The 17,438-nt window shown below is 54.4% G+C and carries 17 protein-coding genes; 14 read left to right on the forward strand and 3 right to left on the reverse strand.

Features of this window, described 5'->3' with window-relative positions:
• Positions 1–154 precede the first annotated feature (154 nt).
• The 12 genes from NQ012_RS05820 to leuS all read left to right on the forward strand — a co-directional run bounded on the left by NQ012_RS05820 (position 155) and on the right by leuS (position 11,878).
• Positions 155–508: an ATP synthase subunit I gene (locus NQ012_RS05820; RefSeq protein WP_257066672.1), complete on the forward strand. Its 354-nt coding sequence runs from the start codon at positions 155–157 to the stop codon at positions 506–508.
• Entirely contained in the window at positions 498–1,364 is an 867-nt protein-coding gene (gene atpB, locus NQ012_RS05825; protein WP_257066673.1) for a F0F1 ATP synthase subunit A, read from the forward strand. Before NQ012_RS05820 ends, atpB begins: the two co-directional genes overlap by 11 nt.
• 86 nt (positions 1,365–1,450) lie before the next feature.
• Positions 1,451–1,684 (forward strand): F0F1 ATP synthase subunit C, encoded by a 234-nt coding sequence (atpE, locus tag NQ012_RS05830; protein WP_004284425.1) that lies wholly within the window; start codon positions 1,451–1,453, stop codon positions 1,682–1,684.
• A gap of 74 nt (positions 1,685–1,758) precedes the next feature.
• Positions 1,759–2,229 (forward strand): F0F1 ATP synthase subunit B, encoded by a 471-nt coding sequence (locus NQ012_RS05835; RefSeq protein ID WP_257066674.1) that lies wholly within the window; start codon positions 1,759–1,761, stop codon positions 2,227–2,229.
• Positions 2,230–2,233: 4 nt separating this feature from the next.
• On the forward strand, positions 2,234–2,767 hold the full coding sequence (locus tag NQ012_RS05840) for a F0F1 ATP synthase subunit delta (protein ID WP_085365846.1): 534 nt from the start codon (positions 2,234–2,236) through the stop codon (positions 2,765–2,767).
• A gap of 10 nt (positions 2,768–2,777) precedes the next feature.
• Positions 2,778–4,322: a F0F1 ATP synthase subunit alpha gene (gene atpA, locus NQ012_RS05845; protein ID WP_257066675.1), complete on the forward strand. Its 1,545-nt coding sequence runs from the start codon at positions 2,778–2,780 to the stop codon at positions 4,320–4,322.
• Between the two features lie 32 nt (positions 4,323–4,354).
• Positions 4,355–5,230 (forward strand): F0F1 ATP synthase subunit gamma, encoded by an 876-nt coding sequence (gene atpG / locus NQ012_RS05850; RefSeq protein WP_085365848.1) that lies wholly within the window; start codon positions 4,355–4,357, stop codon positions 5,228–5,230.
• A gap of 36 nt (positions 5,231–5,266) precedes the next feature.
• Positions 5,267–6,664 (forward strand): F0F1 ATP synthase subunit beta, encoded by a 1,398-nt coding sequence (gene atpD / locus NQ012_RS05855; protein ID WP_257066676.1) that lies wholly within the window; start codon positions 5,267–5,269, stop codon positions 6,662–6,664.
• Between the two features lie 10 nt (positions 6,665–6,674).
• Positions 6,675–7,100: a F0F1 ATP synthase subunit epsilon gene (locus NQ012_RS05860; protein ID WP_257066677.1), complete on the forward strand. Its 426-nt coding sequence runs from the start codon at positions 6,675–6,677 to the stop codon at positions 7,098–7,100.
• 144 nt (positions 7,101–7,244) lie between these two features.
• A complete protein-coding gene (gene dnaJ / locus NQ012_RS05865; protein WP_257066678.1) occupies positions 7,245–8,375 on the forward strand; it encodes a molecular chaperone DnaJ in 1,131 nt (376 codons plus the stop codon).
• Positions 8,376–8,509: 134 nt separating this feature from the next.
• A complete protein-coding gene (locus NQ012_RS05870) occupies positions 8,510–8,998 on the forward strand; it encodes a dihydrofolate reductase (RefSeq protein WP_257066679.1) in 489 nt (162 codons plus the stop codon).
• Between the two features lie 249 nt (positions 8,999–9,247).
• Positions 9,248–11,878: a leucine--tRNA ligase gene (leuS, locus tag NQ012_RS05875; protein WP_257066680.1), complete on the forward strand. Its 2,631-nt coding sequence runs from the start codon at positions 9,248–9,250 to the stop codon at positions 11,876–11,878.
• A gap of 213 nt (positions 11,879–12,091) precedes the next feature.
• On the opposite strand, the gene gluQRS is transcribed toward leuS, so the two are convergent.
• Positions 12,092–13,009, reverse strand: coding sequence for a tRNA glutamyl-Q(34) synthetase GluQRS (gluQRS, locus tag NQ012_RS05880; RefSeq protein ID WP_257066681.1), 918 nt, complete (start codon positions 13,007–13,009; stop codon positions 12,092–12,094).
• A gap of 281 nt (positions 13,010–13,290) precedes the next feature.
• On the reverse strand, positions 13,291–15,192 hold the full coding sequence (gene dxs, locus NQ012_RS05885) for a 1-deoxy-D-xylulose-5-phosphate synthase (RefSeq protein WP_257066682.1): 1,902 nt from the start codon (positions 15,190–15,192) through the stop codon (positions 13,291–13,293).
• Between the two features lie 210 nt (positions 15,193–15,402).
• On the opposite strand from dxs, the gene NQ012_RS05890 reads away from it, so the two are divergent.
• Entirely contained in the window at positions 15,403–15,921 is a 519-nt protein-coding gene (locus NQ012_RS05890) for an MliC family protein (RefSeq protein ID WP_257066683.1), read from the forward strand.
• Positions 15,922–16,050: 129 nt separating this feature from the next.
• Here the strand turns inward: NQ012_RS05890 and rpmE are convergent, their stop codons facing one another.
• On the reverse strand, positions 16,051–16,266 hold the full coding sequence (gene rpmE / locus NQ012_RS05895) for a 50S ribosomal protein L31 (protein WP_085365870.1): 216 nt from the start codon (positions 16,264–16,266) through the stop codon (positions 16,051–16,053).
• Positions 16,267–16,442: 176 nt separating this feature from the next.
• Here rpmE and prmA point away from each other — a divergent pair, with 176 nt between their 5' ends.
• Positions 16,443–17,330 (forward strand): 50S ribosomal protein L11 methyltransferase, encoded by an 888-nt coding sequence (prmA, locus tag NQ012_RS05900; protein ID WP_257066684.1) that lies wholly within the window; start codon positions 16,443–16,445, stop codon positions 17,328–17,330.
• Positions 17,331–17,438: the final 108 nt, after the last annotated feature.

Here is a 17,438-nt window from a genome sequence, read left to right on the forward strand (position 1 = left end):
ATCATGTAGTGGCCTTGCGGCGGCATACCGAACAGCGCGGAAATAAAACAAAACCGAGTCAGATATTTGATTCACAAAGGTTAACAATTGTCTTGACGCTTAAACACATCTTGATTATAGTAGCCCCGCTTAATCTGCCTTCGGCTTACGTTATATGAATAAGATTGTGTATGCGCAATTCGCGGCATTGGCGGTAACGGCTGCGTTGTGCGCCCTTGTAGGCGGCAGTAGCGGTTTTTGGTCTGCATTGGCAGGCGGATTGAGTTACTTGCTGCCCTCGGCAGCTGCGGTATTACTTCTAAAAATTTTCAGGCCATACCCGCAATGGGCGGGAAAGATATTTCTGCTGGGAGAAGGTTTAAAAGTAATGCTGGCTTTGGTGTTGATGCTGGTCGTTTTCGCAATCTGGCATGAAACGCTGAAATTCCTGCCCTTTATCGCAGGGTTGTTTGTAGTCAGCCATCTGGTTTTTTTAGCATTGTTGAGAGTTAGAGACTATGGCAGGTGAATCGATGACTGCTGCCGACTACATCAAGCACCACTTACAGAGCTTGACGAGTCTGCAGGATGTAACCCAAGGGCAAGGCCTGAAAAATATCGCCGATTTTTCATTTATCAACCTGGATGCAATCTTTTTTGCCGTGGTTTTAGGTGTGATCGGCAGCTTCTTTCTGTGGCGCGGCGCCAAAAAAGCAACCGCCGGCGTTCCCGGGCGTTTTCAGGCGGCCGTAGAAATACTTTTCGAATTCGTGGACGATATGTGTAAAAGCATCGTACACAACGAGCAATCGCGCAAATTCGTAGCCCCGCTGGGCTTAACGCTGTTTGTGTGGATTTTCCTGATGAACGCAATGGACTTGCTGCCGGTAGATTTGCTGCCTTTGGGTTGGCAGATGGCAACCGGTGAGCACCACGCCCTATTGCGTGTCGTGCCTACCGCAGATTTGAACACCACTTTGGCTCTGGCCATCGGTGTGTTGCTGATTTGCCTTTACTACAATATCAAAATTAAAGGTTTCGGCGGCTGGATACACGAAATGTTCACCGCACCTTTCGGTCCTTGGCTGGCTCCTGCCAACTTTATCCTGAATATCGTAGAATTTCTGTCTAAAACCGTATCGCACGGTATGCGGTTGTTCGGCAATATGTATGCCGGCGAGCTGGTATTCCTGCTGATTGCCTTGTTGGGCGGTGCTTGGGCGGTGTCCGGCAGTATCGGTGTGATGGATCCGGTTATGTTCGTCTTCCATATCCTTGCAGGTATGGTGTGGGCTATTTTCCATATTTTGGTTATTACCCTTCAGGCATTTATCTTCATGGCTTTGGCTTTCGTGTATATCGGCCAGGCGCATGACGCACACTAAATTTAATTTAATGATGTTTGCCGTTTTTAAGTAAGTAGTTTTTCCAACGTAGTTTTAACCTTTGTTTTTTATTAAGGAGTTTTAAAATGGGTTTGATTGCTATCGCATGTGGTCTGATTGTTGCTTTGGGCGCTTTGGGTGCATCCATCGGCATCGCCATGGTAGGTTCTAAATATTTGGAATCTTCTGCACGCCAACCTGAGCTGATTGGCCCGCTGCAAACCAAACTGTTCCTGATTGCCGGTTTGATTGATGCCGCATTCCTGATCGGTGTGGCCATTGCCCTGCTGTTTGCCTTCGTTAACCCGTTTGCAGGCTAATCCTAACGGCAAGCTGCTTTCATGCAGATGAAACACCGTTTGTTTGATTAACCCTAATACGAAGGTTAAGTAAAGTGAATATCAATGCAACCTTATTTGCGCAGTTAATCGTCTTTTTCGGTCTGGTATGGTTTACCATGAAATTTGTGTGGCCGCCGATTGCAAAAGCGTTAGACGAGCGCGCCGACAAAATCGCCGAAGGTTTGGCAGCGGCCGAACGCGGTAAGAGCGATTTTGAACAGGCAGAAAAGAAAGTTGCAGAACTCTTGGCCGATGGGCGTAATCAGGTTGCCGAAATGGTAGCCAACGCCGAAAAACGTGCAGCCAAAATCGTAGAAGAAGCCAAAGAGCAGGCTTCGCACGAAGCTGCCCGTATTACAGCACAGGCCAAAGCCGATGTGGAACAGGAAACCAACCGCGCCCGTGAAGCTTTGCGTGAACAGGTTGCCGCATTGGCCATTAAAGGTGCCGAATCTATTTTGCGTAGCGAAGTCAATGCCGACAAGCATGCGCAAATACTCAGCGCCCTGAAACAGGAGCTGTAATCTTATGGCTGAGTTCGCAACGATTGCCAGACCCTATGCGAAAGCATTGTTTGGTTTGGCTCAAGAGAAAAACCAAATAGAGTCTTGGTTGGGCGGACTGAAAGAGCTGGCGTCTGTTGTGCAGCAGGAAAAAGTTGCGGCGTTTATCGAACAGCCCGAAAAAAGCGCTTCAGAGAAAGTTGAAGCACTGGCCGGTTTGGTAGGCTTAAGCAACCCTAATCTGAAAAATTTTGTATCGGTGCTGGCCGAGCAAAAACGCTTACAGATTCTCCCTGAAGTTTATGCACAATTTCAAGACTTAACCTTGGCACTGAATCACACCAAACGGGCCGTCATTTACAGCGCTTATCCGCTGAGCGATGCCCAGTTGAAAGATTTGACCGCCGACTTGCAAAAACGTTTCGGCACCAATTTGGAAGCAGTTACCAAAGTGGATCCCGAACTAATCGGCGGAGTTAAAGTGGAAATCGGTGACCAAGTACTGGATTTGTCGTTGCAAGGTAAATTAAACGCCTTGTATACGGCTATGACAAATTAGGAGAGTTTTCATGCAGCTTAATCCTGCTGAAATTAGCGATTTGATTAAAGCCAAAATCGAAAATCTGTCGGTAAACGCAGAGATCCGCACCCGCGGTACCGTTATTTCCGTAACCGACGGTATTGTTCGTATTCACGGCTTGTCAGACGTTATGCAAGGTGAAATGCTTGAGTTCCCCGGCAACACTTTCGGCCTGGCAATGAACCTGGAGCGCGACTCCGTCGGTGCCGTGGTGTTGGGTGAATACGAGCATATTAAAGAAGGCGATGAAGTTAAATGTACCGGCCGTATTTTGGAAGTGCCCATCGGTCGAGAACTGGTAGGCCGTGTTGTGAATGCGCTGGGTCAACCCATCGACGGTAAAGGCCCGATTAACACGACTTTAACCGCCCCGATTGAGAAAATTGCACCGGGCGTGATTGCACGCCAATCGGTAGACCAACCCATGCAAACCGGTTTGAAATCTATCGATTCAATGGTACCTATCGGCCGTGGTCAGCGTGAGCTGATTATTGGCGACCGCCAAACCGGCAAAACAGCCGTTGCATTGGATGCCATTGTTAACCAAAAAGGTACCGGTGTTATTTGTATTTATGTTGCTGTCGGTCAAAAAGCATCTTCTATTGCCAACGTAGTACGCAAATTGGAAGAGCATGGCGCAATGGAGCACACAATTGTTGTTGCCGCAACTGCATCTGAAGCTGCCGCTCTGCAATTTATTGCACCGTATGCCGGCTGCACGATGGGCGAGTTCTTCCGCGATCGCGGCGAAGATGCACTGATTGTGTACGACGATTTGTCTAAGCAGGCCGTTGCTTATCGTCAGATTTCCCTGCTGTTGCGCCGCCCTCCCGGCCGCGAAGCCTACCCCGGCGATGTGTTCTACCTGCATAGCCGTTTGTTGGAGCGTGCAGCACGTATCAACGCGGATGAGGTTGAGCGTCTGACCAATGGTGAAGTAAAAGGCAAAACCGGTTCGTTGACTGCACTGCCGATTATCGAAACCCAGGCGGGCGACGTATCTGCATTCGTGCCGACCAACGTTATTTCCATCACAGACGGCCAGATTTTCTTGGAAACTGATTTGTTTAACTCAGGCATCCGTCCTGCGATCAACGCCGGTATTTCCGTATCGCGCGTAGGCGGTGCGGCGCAGACCAAAGTGATTAAGAAATTGGGCGGCGGTATCCGTTTGGCATTGGCTCAGTATCGCGAATTGGCGGCATTCTCGCAGTTTGCTTCCGATTTGGATGAGGCAACCCGCAAACAGCTGCAACACGGTGAAGTGGTTACTGAATTAATGAAACAAAAACAATTCAGCACGCTTAACACTGCTGAAATGGCTTTGACTCTGTGGGCGATTAACAACGGCTCATATTCGGATGTTCCTGTTCCCAAAGCATTGGCTTTCGAAGCAGACTTCCTGAGCTATGTGAGAACCCAGCATCCCGCCGTTTTAGATGCCATTAATGCTTCAGGCGCAATGTCTGATGAAAATGAGCAAGTGCTGGCTCAGGCGATGAAATCCTTTAAATCTTCTTACAGCTACGCGTAAGCATTCTAAAAGAAAGATGAAAGGAGTCTGAAATGGCAGTAGGAAAAGAGATTCTCACCAAAATCCGCAGTGTTCAAAATACCCAAAAGATCACTAAAGCGATGCAGATGGTGTCAACCTCTAAAATGCGGAAGACTCAAGAACGGATGCGCTTGGCGCGTCCGTACGCTGAAAAAGTGCGTTTGGTGATGAGCCATTTGGCGCAAACTCATGCGGATCACGGCATCAGGTTCTTGGAGCCCCATAAAGAAGTAAAACGGGCGGGTTTCATTCTGATTACCACCGATAAAGGTTTGTGTGGCGGTTTGAACGCCAACGTTTTGAAGAAGTTTTTGGCGCAAGTTCAAGAGTACCAACAGCAGGGCATCGAAGTGGATGTGGTTTGCTTGGGCAGTAAAGGTTTGGCGGCTTGCCAGCGTATCGGTTTGAATGTGATTGCCAGTGTAACCAATTTGGGGGATACGCCCCGTATGGAAAAACTGCTGGGTGCGTTAACCGAGATTTTCCAGCGCTACGGCAAAAAGCAGCTTGATGCAGTTCATTTGGTGTATTCAGGTTTCGTGAATACCATGCGCCAAGAACCACGCATCGAGACTTTGTTGCCCATCGGCCAAAACACAATCGAAAGTGTCAGCGAAAGCAGCGATTTTAACTGGGATTACCGTTACGAACCCAGCCCGGTTGCTGTTTTGGAGTATTTGGTTCGCCGCTATTTGGAGTCTGTGGTTTATCAAGCGTTGAGCGACAATATGGCATCAGAACAAGCTGCGCGTATGGTGGCAATGAAAGCCGCCACCGATAACGCCGGTAATGCCATTAAAGAGTTGCGCTTGGTGTATAACAAATCGCGCCAAGCTGCGATTACCACAGAGTTGTCAGAAATTGTTGCAGGCGCTGCGGCCGTTTAAGGCTGTGGTGTCGCGCATTTAAAATAGGATACGATAATGAGCCAAGGCAAAATCGTACAAATTATCGGTGCGGTAGTCGATGTGGAATTTCCCCGCGAAGCTATCCCGCACGTTTACGATGCCCTTAAATTGGTCGATGCCGATTTGACTTTGGAAGTTCAGCAACTTCTGGGCGACGGTGTGGTACGTACCATTGCAATGGGCAGTTCAGACGGCCTCAAACGCGGTATGGCCGTAACCAATACCGGCTCGCCGATTACCGTGCCCGTGGGCAAAGCCACATTGGGCCGTATTATGGACGTGCTCGGCAATCCGGTTGACGAAGCAGGCCCTGTGGGTGCGGTTGAAAAACGCGCCATTCACCAAGAAGCCCCTAAATTCGACGAGCTTTCAAGCGCGACCGAATTGCTTGAAACCGGCATCAAAGTGATCGACTTGCTGTGTCCGTTTGCCAAAGGCGGTAAAGTAGGTCTGTTCGGCGGTGCGGGTGTGGGTAAAACCGTAAATATGATGGAATTGATCAATAACATCGCCAAAGCGCACAGCGGTTTGTCTGTGTTTGCCGGCGTAGGTGAGCGTACCCGCGAAGGTAACGACTTCTACCATGAGATGAAAGATTCCAACGTATTGGATAAAGTGGCTATGGTTTACGGCCAGATGAACGAACCTCCGGGCAACCGCTTGCGCGTAGCCCTGACCGGTTTGACCATGGCCGAATTCTTCCGCGACGAGAAAGACGAAAACGGCAAAGGCCGCGACGTATTGTTCTTCGTGGACAACATTTACCGTTACACTTTGGCCGGTACCGAAGTATCAGCGCTGTTGGGCCGTATGCCTTCGGCGGTGGGTTACCAACCGACGTTGGCTGAAGAAATGGGCCGTTTGCAAGAGCGTATTACTTCTACGCAAACCGGTTCGATTACTTCCATCCAAGCCGTATATGTACCTGCCGACGACTTGACCGACCCGTCTCCGGCAACCACTTTCGCCCACTTGGATGCAACCGTGGTATTGAGCCGCGATATTGCTTCTTTGGGTATTTACCCTGCGGTAGATCCGCTGGACTCTACTTCTCGCCAACTTGACCCGATGGTTTTGGGTCAGGAGCACTATGATGTGGCCCGCGGCGTACAGTCAACCTTGCAAAAATACAAAGAATTGCGCGACATCATCGCCATTCTGGGCATGGACGAGTTGTCTGACGAAGACAAGCTGACTGTGATGCGCGCACGTAAAATCCAGCGCTTCCTGTCGCAGCCCTTCCACGTAGCCGAAGTATTCACCGGTTCTCCGGGCAAATATGTTTCTCTGCGTGACACCATTGCCGGCTTTAAGGCTATTTTGAGCGGTGAATACGACCACTTGCCCGAGCAGGCTTTCTATATGGTTGGCGGTATCGAAGAAGCCGTAGAGAAAGCGAAAGGCTTAAACTAAGGAGGTCGGCATGAATATCATGCAAGTTGAAGTGGTAAGTAACGAGGAGCATATCTTTTCAGGCGAGGCCAGTTTTGTTGTGGTGCCGACCCTGACAGGTGAACTTGGTATTTATCCGCGACATGAGCCGATTATGAGTTTGGTCCGCCCCGGTGCTTTGCGTTTGACCGTGCCGGGGGAGTCTGAGGAATTGCTGGTAGCTGTTTCAGGCGGCCTGTTGGAAGTACAGCCCGACAAGCTGACCGTATTGGCCGACGTGGCCGTGCGCAGCGAAGAGATGGATCAGGCGCGTGCCGAAGAGGCGAAAAAAGCCGCCGAGGCGCGTATTTCCCAAGCTCAGGATGATGAATCGCTGGCCAAGGCACAAGCAGCATTGGCCGCCGCGATTGCACAACTCAAAACATTGGATTACCTCCGTTCGCAAAAAAACAAATAAGGATTTGCCTGCAAATCCGGCAAAGCACAGCTTCAGGCTGTGCTTTTTATTTGCCCATTGCCGAAATATCGGCCACTCTCTTGAGTTTCGATTTTCTGCCCTTATTTTAAAAGCCAATTTTCATACCATTACCGAATATTTATCATGAGCAATAAAGATTTTTATGAAATTTTGGGCGTAGCCCGCAGCGCAAGCGACGACGAAATTAAAAAAGCCTACCGTAAACTTGCTATGAAATATCACCCCGACCGCAATCAGGGCGATACGGAGGCGGAAGAAAAATTCAAAGAAGTGCAGAAAGCCTATGATATTTTGTCGGACAAGCAAAAACGGGCGTCTTATGACCAATTCGGCCATGCCGGAGTCGATCCGAACATGGGTGGCGGCGGCTTCGGTGGTTTCGGCGGCTTTGGAGGCGCGCAAGGTTTTGACTTCGGGGATATTTTCAGCCAGATGTTCGGAGGCGGTGCCGGTGGCGGCCGCCAACAGAACTACCAAGGTGCCGATTTGCAATATGCGGTAGAAATCACGTTGGAAGAAGCGGCCAAAGGCATTAAAAAGCGCATTACCATTCCGACTTATGAAGAATGCGATGTGTGCCACGGCAGCGGAGCGAAGCCCGGTACATCGGCCAGCACCTGTTCCACCTGCCACGGCAGCGGCACCATTCATGTTCGCCAGGCCATTTTTCAAATGCAGCAAACTTGCCCCACCTGCCACGGCACGGGCAAAGAAATCAAAGATCCGTGTGTGAAATGCCGCGGCGAGGGCCGGGTGAAAACCAGCAAAACCGTTGAAGTGAATATTCCGGCGGGCATCGACAACGGCCAGCGCATCCGCCTGAGCGGGGAGGGCGAGCCGGGTATGCACGGCGCGCCGAGCGGTGATTTGTATGTTGTGGTGCACGTTAAAGAACACAAAACATTCGAGCGCAACGATTTGGATCTGCATTGCGAAATGCCGATCAGCTTTGCCATTGCCGCACTGGGCGGCGAGGTGGAGGTGCCGACGCTCGACGGCAAGGTGAAGCTGAGTATTCCCAAAGAAACCCAAACCGGCCGCCGGATGCGCGTAAAAGGCAAAGGCATCAAATCGTTGCGTTCCAGCGCGGTGGGGGATTTGTATTGCCACGTGGTGGTGGAAACGCCGGTTAACTTAACCGAGCGCCAGAAAGAATTGTTGGAAGAGTTTGAAAAAATCTCTACCGGCATGGAGCGTTCGCAAACTCCCCGTCAGAAATCGTTTTTCGATAAAGTCCGCGACATTTTCGATTGATGCGGGTATGGGCGCAGTATGATTTCAGACGGCCTGAAAAACCTAAAGGCCGTCTGAAACTTTATCGAGAGCAGGTGAGCAGGATTGTTGTTTGTTGGCCGCTTGCCGCAAACCGTTGAATATGAAAGCAGCGTATGCAAAAAATCACTCTAATTGCCGCTTGTGCAGAAAACGGCTGCATCGGCATCAATAACACCATGCCGTGGCATTTGCCTGAAGATTTTGCTTTTTTCCGAGCCTATACCATCGGCAAGCCTGTGATTATGGGCCGTAAAACATGGGAATCGCTGCCGAAAAAGCCGCTGCCGGGCCGCCGCAATATCGTGGTCAGCCGTCGGGCGGATTATCCGGCAGAGGGGGCGGAAGTTATGCCTGATTTGCCGGCCGCGCTGGCGGCTTGTGCCGGAGATGCCGAAATCATCATTATGGGCGGGGCACAGATTTACACCGAAGCACTGCCGACTGCTACCGATTTGCGGATTACCGAAGTCGGGTTGAATGTGGAAGGCGATGCTTTTTTTCCCAAAATCGACCGCAGCCGGTGGCGGGAAACAAGCTGTGAAGCACATACGGCGGCAAACGGCACGGGCTATGCGTTTGTGCATTACGAGCGTTTGCGATAATTTGGTTTTTGCACACAAAGGCCGTCTGAAAAAAGCCCCGTCCGGTTTTCAGACGGCCTTCATACATTTCCGCAAAGTTTCACAGCCAAGCTGTTATAATTCCGCCTTATCTTTATGGTGAATTCAATTACTTCGGCACAAGGCCGCAAGCCGCAGACAGTACAGGTAGTACGGCAAGGCGCAGCAACGCCGTAACGGAGTAAGTGGATTCACTATATTCTCTTCAAACGCAACATCAAAGCCATCATCATGCAAGAACACTACCAACCGTCTGCCGTCGAGCCGGCGGCGCAAGCCAAGTGGGCCGAAGCCCGTATTTTCAACGTGGCCGAAGACACTTCCAAACCCAAATACTACTGCCTCTCCATGTTCCCCTATCCCAGCGGCAAGCTGCACATGGGGCACGTGCGCAACTACACCATCGGCGACGTGCGCAGCCGCTTCAAACTGTTAAACGGTTTCAACGTGTTGCAGCCCATGGGCTGGGACGCCTTCGGTATGCCCGCCGAAAACGCCGCCATCGACCGCAAAGTCGCCCCCGCCAAATGGACGTATGAAAACATCGCCTATATGCGCAACCAGCTCAAGAGCCTCGGTTTCGCCATCGACTGGGAACGCGAATTCGCCACCTGCACCCCCGAATACTACCGCTGGGAGCAATTGTTCTTCACCAAGCTGTTCCAAAAAGGCGTGATTTACCGCAAAAACGGCACGGTCAACTGGGATCCGGTCGACCAAACCGTATTGGCCAACGAGCAAGTGATTGACGGGCGCGGCTGGCGTTCCGGCGCGTTGGTGGAAAAGCGCGAAATCCCGATGTATTACTTCAAAATTACCGATTACGCCGAGCAACTCCTGAACGATTTGGAAGGTTTGGACTGGCCGGAGCAGGTAAAAACCATGCAGCGCAACTGGATCGGCAAATCGCGCGGTATGCAGGTGCGCTTTGCCGTGGCCGACGACAGCAAAGCCGGTTTGAGCGGTGATTATGCCGAGTTTTTGCAGGTGTACACCACCCGCCCCGACACGCTGATGGGCGCCACTTATGTAGCCGTGGCCGCCGAGCACCCGCTGGCCGCAGCAGCTGCGGAAAACAGCCCCGAACTGCAAGCCTTTATCGCCGAATGCAAGGCCGGCAGCGTGGCCGAAGCCGATATGGCGACGATGGAGAAAAAAGGCATGCCCACCGGCCGTTATGTGGTGAACCCGCTCAACGGCGGGCGTTTGGAAGTGTGGGTGGCCAACTATGTACTGTGGGGTTACGGAGACGGCGCGGTGATGGCCGTGCCCGCGCACGACGAGCGCGATTTCGAGTTTGCTAACAAATACGGCCTGCCGGTTAAACAGGTAATCGAGCAAGACGGCCAAAGCTTCGATTCGCGCGAATGGCAGGAATGGTACGGCAGCAAAGAAAACACCCGCTTGGTGAACAGCGGCGAATTCGACGGGCTGGACTTTCAGACGGCCTTCGACAAAATCGGCGCAAAACTGCAAAGCCTGAAAGCAGGCGAGCCGAAAACACAATACCGCCTGCGCGACTGGGGCGTATCGCGCCAACGATACTGGGGCTGCCCGATTCCGATTATCCACTGCGAAAGCTGCGGCGACGTGCCCGTGCCCGAACAGGATTTGCCCGTGGTACTGCCCGAAAACGTCGTGCCCGACGGCTCCGGCTCGCCGCTGGCGAAAATGCCCGAGTTTTACCAAACCGTCTGCCCCTGCTGCGGCAAACCCGCCAAGCGCGAAACCGACACCATGGATACCTTTATGGAATCGAGCTGGTATCAGTTCCGCTATATGTCGCCCAAATTTTCAGACGGCATGGTGGCGCCCGAAGCGCAGGCCTACTGGCAGCAGGCCGACCAATACATCGGCGGCATCGAACACGCCATTCTGCACCTGCTGTACGCCCGCTTCTTCACCAAGCTGATGCACGAAGAAGGCATTGTGAACGTGAAAGAGCCGTTCCAAAGCCTGCTCACGCAGGGCATGGTGTTGCAGGCCACCTATTACCGCGAGCCGGAAGGCGGCAAAAAACAATGGTTCAACCCCGCCGAAGTGGACGTGCAAACCGACGAAAAAGGCCGCCCCGTGGCCGCCGTTTTGCGCGCCGACGGCCTGCCCGTTACCATCGGCGGCGTGGAAAAAATGTCGAAATCGAAAAACAACGGCGTCGATCCGCAGCAAATCATCGATGCCTACGGCGCCGACACCGCCCGCCTGTTTATGATGTTCGCCAGCCCGCCCGAACAATCGCTCGAATGGAGCGACGCCGGCGTGGAAGGCGCGCACCGCTTCCTGCGCCGCCTGTGGCGCACCGTTTATGAGTTTAAAAACAGCGGCGGCACAACCGCGGCGTTCGGCGGCAGCCAAGACGCGTTGGGCAAAGAGCTGAAAGACCTGCGCCACAAGCTGCACAGCACCATCGCCAAAGTGAGCGACGACTACGACCGCCGCCAGCAGTTCAACACCGCCATCGCCGCCGTGATGGAACTGCTCAACCAATTCGATAAAACCGACACCTCGGGCGAACAAGGCCGTGCCGTGGCGCAGGAAGTGCTCGAAGCCGCCGTGCGCCTGCTGTGGCCGATTGTGCCGCACATCTGCGAAGCCCTGTGGAGCGAACTGAAGCCGTCTGAAACCTTATGGGCGGCAGGCTGGCCCGCAGTTGACGAAGCCGCGCTGGTCAAATCGGAAATCGAAATCATGGTGCAGGTGAACGGCAAGCTGCGCGGCAAAATCACCGTTGCCGCCGATGCGTCGAAGGGCGATATCGAAGCCGCTGCGCTGGCCACCGAAGGCGCGGTGAAGTTTATGGAAGGCAAAGCGGCGAAAAAAATCATCGTCGTGCCCGGCCGTTTGGTGAACATCGTGGTTTGACGTTGGCGCTTTTCCAACATGGCAAAGGCCGTCTGAAAGATTGTTTTCAGACGGCCTTTGGTTTTGATGCGGTAAACAGACAAGCCGCTATGGCCAACCAACTTCAGAAAAAGTATATGCGTCATACTCGGGCTTGAATCGAGTATCTTGAGTTCCAGAAATTTGGGATGCCCGGGTCAAGCCCGGGTACGGCGGAGCTGTTGCTTAAGCGGTTTAACTATACCCCTCTTCCGTACACACCGCCGCCTTGCCCACTTTCGCCATATCCCAATGTTTCACCGCCCAAGCCAATAATTCGGACGGCCTGTCGGTTTCGGGGGCGGGGGGCAGGTTCAGATAGCCCATCACCTGCCGCAGCAGGGGTACACGCTGCGTGGGGTCGAGCGCGGGAGCCAGGGTTTGTTTCGACCATTTCTGGCCGTGGCGGTTAACCAAGAGCGGCAGATGGGCGTAGTGCGGGGTGGCGAACCCCAGACAGCGTTGCAGCCAAATCTGGCGCGGGGTGGAAACCAGCAAATCCTGCCCGCGCACAACGTGGGTGATGCCTTGTTCGGCATCGTCGGCCACCACGGCCAGTTGATAGGCCCAGAAGCCGTCGGCGCGCAGCAGCACAAAGTCGCCGATGTCGCGGGCGAGGTTTTGGGCGTAGCGGCCGACCACGGCGTCGTTGAAGCCTATGGTTTCGTCGGCCACGCGCAGCCGCCAGGCCGGCTGTTTCGCCAAATCTTGTTCAGACGGCCTGTAATCCGCCCGGCCGCATTTGCCGTTATACACAAAGCCGTCGGCGCCCATGATGGCGGCGGCCTGCCATTCTTTGCGGCTGCAATAGCAGGGATACACCAGCCCCGCCGCTTTCAGACGGCCTAAGGCTTCGCGGTAAAGCGCGTGGCGGCGGCTTTGGTACACGACTTCGCCGTCCCACTCGAAACCGAAGGCTTCGAGCGTGCGCAGGATATGGCTTGCCGCGCCGGCCATTTCGCGCGGCGGGTCGAGGTCTTCCATACGCACCAGCCAGCGGCCGCCGTGTGCTTTGGCGTCGGCGTAAGAAGCCACGGCGGTGAGCAGCGAGCCGATGTGCAGCAGGCCGGTGGGGCTGGGGGCGAAACGCCCGATGTAGGCGGGGGTGTGCATGGCGGGTTGAGGGATGGGAGGGTTACGGACAGGGATTGTTGGGAAAGTCAAAAAAATATCATAAAAAAGCGAATGATGTTGGGCAGGTGTTTTCAGACGGCCTGAAGCTGTTATTAAGTTGTTGAGGCCGTCTGAAACATCCAATTATCGCCATTAGCTTTGCAAGTCCGCTGCGGGAGAATGACGGTGTTAGGCCTTTCAGATAGTTTTGAAAAGGTTTCGGCCTGAGATGAACACTTGCGTTATACCCGGGCTTGGCCCGGGTATAACGGAAAATCAAATTATTCCGCCAACCCGAAACGGCTGCGGATGCGTTCGGCCAACGCCGCCGCGCTCAGGCCCAAATCGTCGAGCAGTTGCTGCGGGTCGCCGTGTTCGGTAACGGTGTCGGCCACGCCCAACAGCAGCACGGGTTTGCAGATATTGTGTTTGGCCAGCACTTCCAGCACCGCGCTGCCCGCACCTCCCTGTTCGGCGTTTTCTTCGGCGGTAACCAGATAATCGTGGGTTTGCGCCAGCCGCACAATCAGTTCTTCGTCTATCGGCTTCACAAAACGCATATCGGCCACGGTGGCGTCCAGCGTTTCGGCGGCGGCCAGAGCTGGCTGCACCATGCTGCCGAAAGCGAAAACGGCGGTGCGGCTGCCTTCGCGTTTCACCACGCCTTTACCCACGGGCACGGTTTCGAGGCCGTCTGAAACGGCGGCGCCGCAGCCCGAACCGCGCGGATAGCGAACGGCCGAGGGCGCGTCTAACCGATAGCAGGTGGAAAGCAGCAGGCGGCATTCGTTTTCGTCGCTGGGGGCGGCCACCACCATGTTGGGAATACAGCGCAGAAAGCTCAAATCATACAGGCCGGCATGGGTGGGGCCGTCGGCGCCGACGATGCCGGCACGGTCGATGGCAAACAAAACGGGCAGGTTTTGCAGGGCGACGTCGTGGATAAGTTGGTCGTAGGCGCGTTGCAGAAAGGTGGAATAAATCGCCACCACGGGCTTGGCGCCTTCGCAGGCCAAGCCGCCGGCAAAGGTTACGGCGTGCTGCTCGGCGATGCCTACGTCGAAATAGCGGTCGGGGAATTTCTGTTCGTATTCCACCAGCCCGCTGCCTTCGCGCATGGCGGGTGTGATGGCGATCAGGCGCGGGTCGGCGGCGGCCTGGTCGCACAGCCAGCGGCCGAAAATCTGCGTGTAGGTGGGTTTGGCGGCGGGTTTGGGCGGGAATTTTTCGGCTTCTTTGCCGCTTTCCTGCGCCAAAGTGGAAACGGCGTGGTATTTCACGGGGTCGTTTTCGGCGAGTTTGTAGCCCTGGCCTTTTTTGGTGATCACGTGCAGGATTTGCGGGCCTTTTTTGCCGCGCAGCTCTTTCAAAACGTGAACCAGCTGTTCGACATCGTGGCCGTCGACGGGGCCGGTGTAGTGGAAACCGAAGTTTTCAAACAGCGACAGCGACTGCTTGGCGTGTTCGGCTTCGCCTGCGATGGCTTTGATTTTGTGCTCGACTTTTTGGGCGATTTCGAGCGCGCCGGGCAGTTTGTCGAGCACTTTGGTCGATTGCGCCTTGATGGTGGAGAGCAGGCCGTGCATATCGCGCACCACGTTGCGCGCCAGATATTTGGGCAGCGCGCCGACATTGGGCGAAATCGACATTTCGTTGTCGTTCAGAATCACCAACAGGTCGATATCCATATCGCCCGCGCAGTTCAGGGCTTCGAAGGCTTGGCCGGCGGTCATTGCGCCGTCGCCGATTACCGCCACGCTGCGGCTGGTTTTTCCAGCCAGTTTGTCGGCCACCGCCATGCCCAGCGCCGCACCGATAGAGGTGGAAGAGTGCCCCACGCCGAAAGCGTCGTATGCCGATTCGCCGCGTTTGGGAAAGCCCGCCAGCCCGCCGTATTTGCGCATGGTGTCCATGCGGTTTTTGCGGCCGGTGAGGATTTTGTGCGGATAGCTTTGGTGGCCCACGTCCCACACCAGATGGTCTTCGGGAGTGTGGTACACATAATGCAGCGCCACGGTCAGCTCCACCGCGCCGAGGTTGCTGGCGAAATGGCCGCCGGTTTTGCCTACCGATTCCAACAGAAAAGCGCGCAGTTCGGCGGCCAGTTGCGGCAACTGCTTGGTGTCGAGCCGGCGTAAATCCTGCGGCAGGTCGATGGTGTCGAGTAATGGGGTTTGGCTCATGGCGTGGCCTTTGTTTATTTATCTGAAACGGCGTGTAATGGGCGATTATAGCAAGAGATTGTGGAAACCGCCGCGCAGATTTGGCCGGCCGCACCATCTTTTCAGACGGCCTTATCCTGCCCGGCATGAAAAATAATTGCGCCGGCCGGGGTGAAAATTCCGACGGTTTCTTTTACACTAGCGGCTGTTGGTATTTTTTGGAACATTACCATGAAATTTCGCACATTATCTTTAACGGTTGCGGCATTGCTGGCATTGTCTGCCTGTAAGCCCGAAGAAGCCGCGCAGGCTCCCGGGGCTTCGGCGGCGAGTGCCGCGCCCGCGCCTGCGTCCGCACCGGCACAAGCGCCGGCGGCCGAAACGGCATCGGCACCCGCCGATATTCCCTTGGGCGGCAATTTGGGCACGGCCAAAGACGCGGCTTGGCAGTCTTACCAATGCGACGAGGGCAAAACGCTGGATGCGCGCTATTACCGCGAAACCGACGAACCCACCGCCGAAGTGCGCGTTGACGGCCAAACGCTGACGCTGCCCTACAGCGGGGAATACAGCAACGAAGATCTGACCGCATTCGGCAACGGCACTTACACCTGGACCATCGGCAACCAGTATCAAAGCGATTTTTATAAAGAAGACAACGGTTTTCTGGTGCGCCACGAGCAGCAGAAAGTGGACGGCGAAACGCTGCCGGTGGATTCGATTGTGATGAAAAACTGCCTGCCCGCGTAGTTAAAAACAAGCGGCAAATGCAAGCGTAAGGCCGTCTGAAACTTTCAGACGGCCTGTTTGTTTTGTTACGCCGGAACAAACGAAAAAAGACTGCATATGCAGTCTTTTTTATGCCAAAACATCCGCCAATTAACGTTTGAACATATTGCCGAATTTTTGGTTGAATTTGTCCACGCGGCCGGTGGTGTCAACGATTTTTTGCTGGCCGGTGTAGAACGGATGGCATTGCGAGCAAACCTCGATGTTGAAGCTCTCTTTAGCCATGGTGGATTTGGTAACGAATTTGTTGCCGCAAGAGCAAGTTACGTTAACTTCGTGGTAATCGGGGTGGATACCTTGTTTCATTTCATTTCCTTTCGGTGAGCGGGCATAGGGGTTGTGCCTATGCTTCAAAGACAAGCTGCGCAGTATTGCCGTTTGCCGCCGTTTTGTCAAGCCTATGTTGCGGCTTGCGGTTTAATTTACAACAGTTTTTTGCTAAAATCGCGCCACGCCGACACACGCAAAGAAAGCAACCCCACATGGCCTACCAACAAATCACCATCGCCGTTAACGACCACACCGCCGAGCGCCTTGCCGATGCGTTAATGGCGCACGGCGCACTTTCCGCCGCCATTGAAGACGCCTATGCAGGCACCGCCAACGAGCAGGCCATTTTCGGCGAGCCGGGTATGCCTGCCGAACAAATCTGGCAGCAGAGTAAAGTAATCGCCCTGTTCGACGAACACACCGATGCCGCGCCGGTTGTGGCCGCGGCGGCCGACGACTGCAACATCGCCGTGCCCGACTACGACACCGAATACCTGCCCGAGCAGGATTGGGTGCGGCTCACGCAGGCACAGTTCGAGCCGATTCAGATTTCGGAACGTTTGTGGATTACCCCCTCGTGGCACGAAGCGCCGGGCGGACGCGCCGTCAACCTGCAACTCGACCCCGGCCTTGCGTTCGGCACCGGCAGCCACCCCACCACCCGCCTGTGCCTGCAATGGCTTGACCGCCATCTGCAAGGCGGCGAAGCCGTGCTGGATTACGGCTGCGGCTCCGGCATTCTCGCCATCGCCGCCCTGAAATTGGGCGCAGGCAGCGCCGTCGGCGTGGATATCGACGAGCAGGCCATCCGGGCCAGCAACGATAATGCTGCCCAAAATGATGCCCACGCACACTTTTACCTGCCCGACGCCCTGCCGGAAGGGCAGTTTGATGTAGTAGTGGCCAATATCCTCGCCAACCCCCTGCGCCTGCTCGGCGGCCTCTTGGCCGACCGCACCAAGCAGGGCGGCCGCATCGTGCTTTCGGGTATTCTCGACGAACAGATTGAAGAAATGAGCGGCATTTACAGCGAATGGTTCGATTTGTCTCCCGCGCAAACCGACGAAGGCTGGGCGTGTTTGAGCGGCGTGAAGCGCTGATTATGGTGTTTGAGGTAAAAGGCCGTCTGAACGTTCAGACGGCCTTTTATCCTGCTGCCCGTCTGCCGGCCCGAACAATAGGTTACTATAACGCGTTAAGCGGGCGGC

It is taken from the genome of Neisseria dentiae (assembly GCF_024580525.1).
In the GTDB taxonomy this organism is placed as follows: domain Bacteria; phylum Pseudomonadota; class Gammaproteobacteria; order Burkholderiales; family Neisseriaceae; genus Neisseria; species Neisseria dentiae_A.

Excerpts from the sequence above, each read along its gene's own strand:
- NQ012_RS05820 (WP_257066672.1), top strand. The coding sequence starts at position 155 with ATGAATAAGATTGTGTATGCGCAATTCGCGGCATTGGCGGTAACGGCT.
- atpB (WP_257066673.1), top strand. The coding sequence starts at position 498 with ATGGCAGGTGAATCGATGACTGCTGCCGACTACATCAAGCACCACTTA.
- atpE (WP_004284425.1), top strand. The coding sequence starts at position 1,451 with ATGGGTTTGATTGCTATCGCATGTGGTCTGATTGTTGCTTTGGGCGCT.
- NQ012_RS05840 (WP_085365846.1), top strand. The coding sequence starts at position 2,234 with ATGGCTGAGTTCGCAACGATTGCCAGACCCTATGCGAAAGCATTGTTT.
- atpA (WP_257066675.1), top strand. The coding sequence starts at position 2,778 with ATGCAGCTTAATCCTGCTGAAATTAGCGATTTGATTAAAGCCAAAATC.
- atpG (WP_085365848.1), top strand. The coding sequence starts at position 4,355 with ATGGCAGTAGGAAAAGAGATTCTCACCAAAATCCGCAGTGTTCAAAAT.
- atpD (WP_257066676.1), top strand. The coding sequence starts at position 5,267 with ATGAGCCAAGGCAAAATCGTACAAATTATCGGTGCGGTAGTCGATGTG.
- NQ012_RS05860 (WP_257066677.1), top strand. The coding sequence starts at position 6,675 with ATGAATATCATGCAAGTTGAAGTGGTAAGTAACGAGGAGCATATCTTT.
- dnaJ (WP_257066678.1), top strand. The coding sequence starts at position 7,245 with ATGAGCAATAAAGATTTTTATGAAATTTTGGGCGTAGCCCGCAGCGCA.
- NQ012_RS05870 (WP_257066679.1), top strand. The coding sequence starts at position 8,510 with ATGCAAAAAATCACTCTAATTGCCGCTTGTGCAGAAAACGGCTGCATC.
- leuS (WP_257066680.1), top strand. The coding sequence starts at position 9,248 with ATGCAAGAACACTACCAACCGTCTGCCGTCGAGCCGGCGGCGCAAGCC.
- gluQRS (WP_257066681.1), bottom strand. The coding sequence starts at position 13,009 with ATGCACACCCCCGCCTACATCGGGCGTTTCGCCCCCAGCCCCACCGGC.
- dxs (WP_257066682.1), bottom strand. The coding sequence starts at position 15,192 with ATGAGCCAAACCCCATTACTCGACACCATCGACCTGCCGCAGGATTTA.
- NQ012_RS05890 (WP_257066683.1), top strand. The coding sequence starts at position 15,403 with ATGAAATTTCGCACATTATCTTTAACGGTTGCGGCATTGCTGGCATTG.
- rpmE (WP_085365870.1), bottom strand. The coding sequence starts at position 16,266 with ATGAAACAAGGTATCCACCCCGATTACCACGAAGTTAACGTAACTTGC.
- prmA (WP_257066684.1), top strand. The coding sequence starts at position 16,443 with ATGGCCTACCAACAAATCACCATCGCCGTTAACGACCACACCGCCGAG.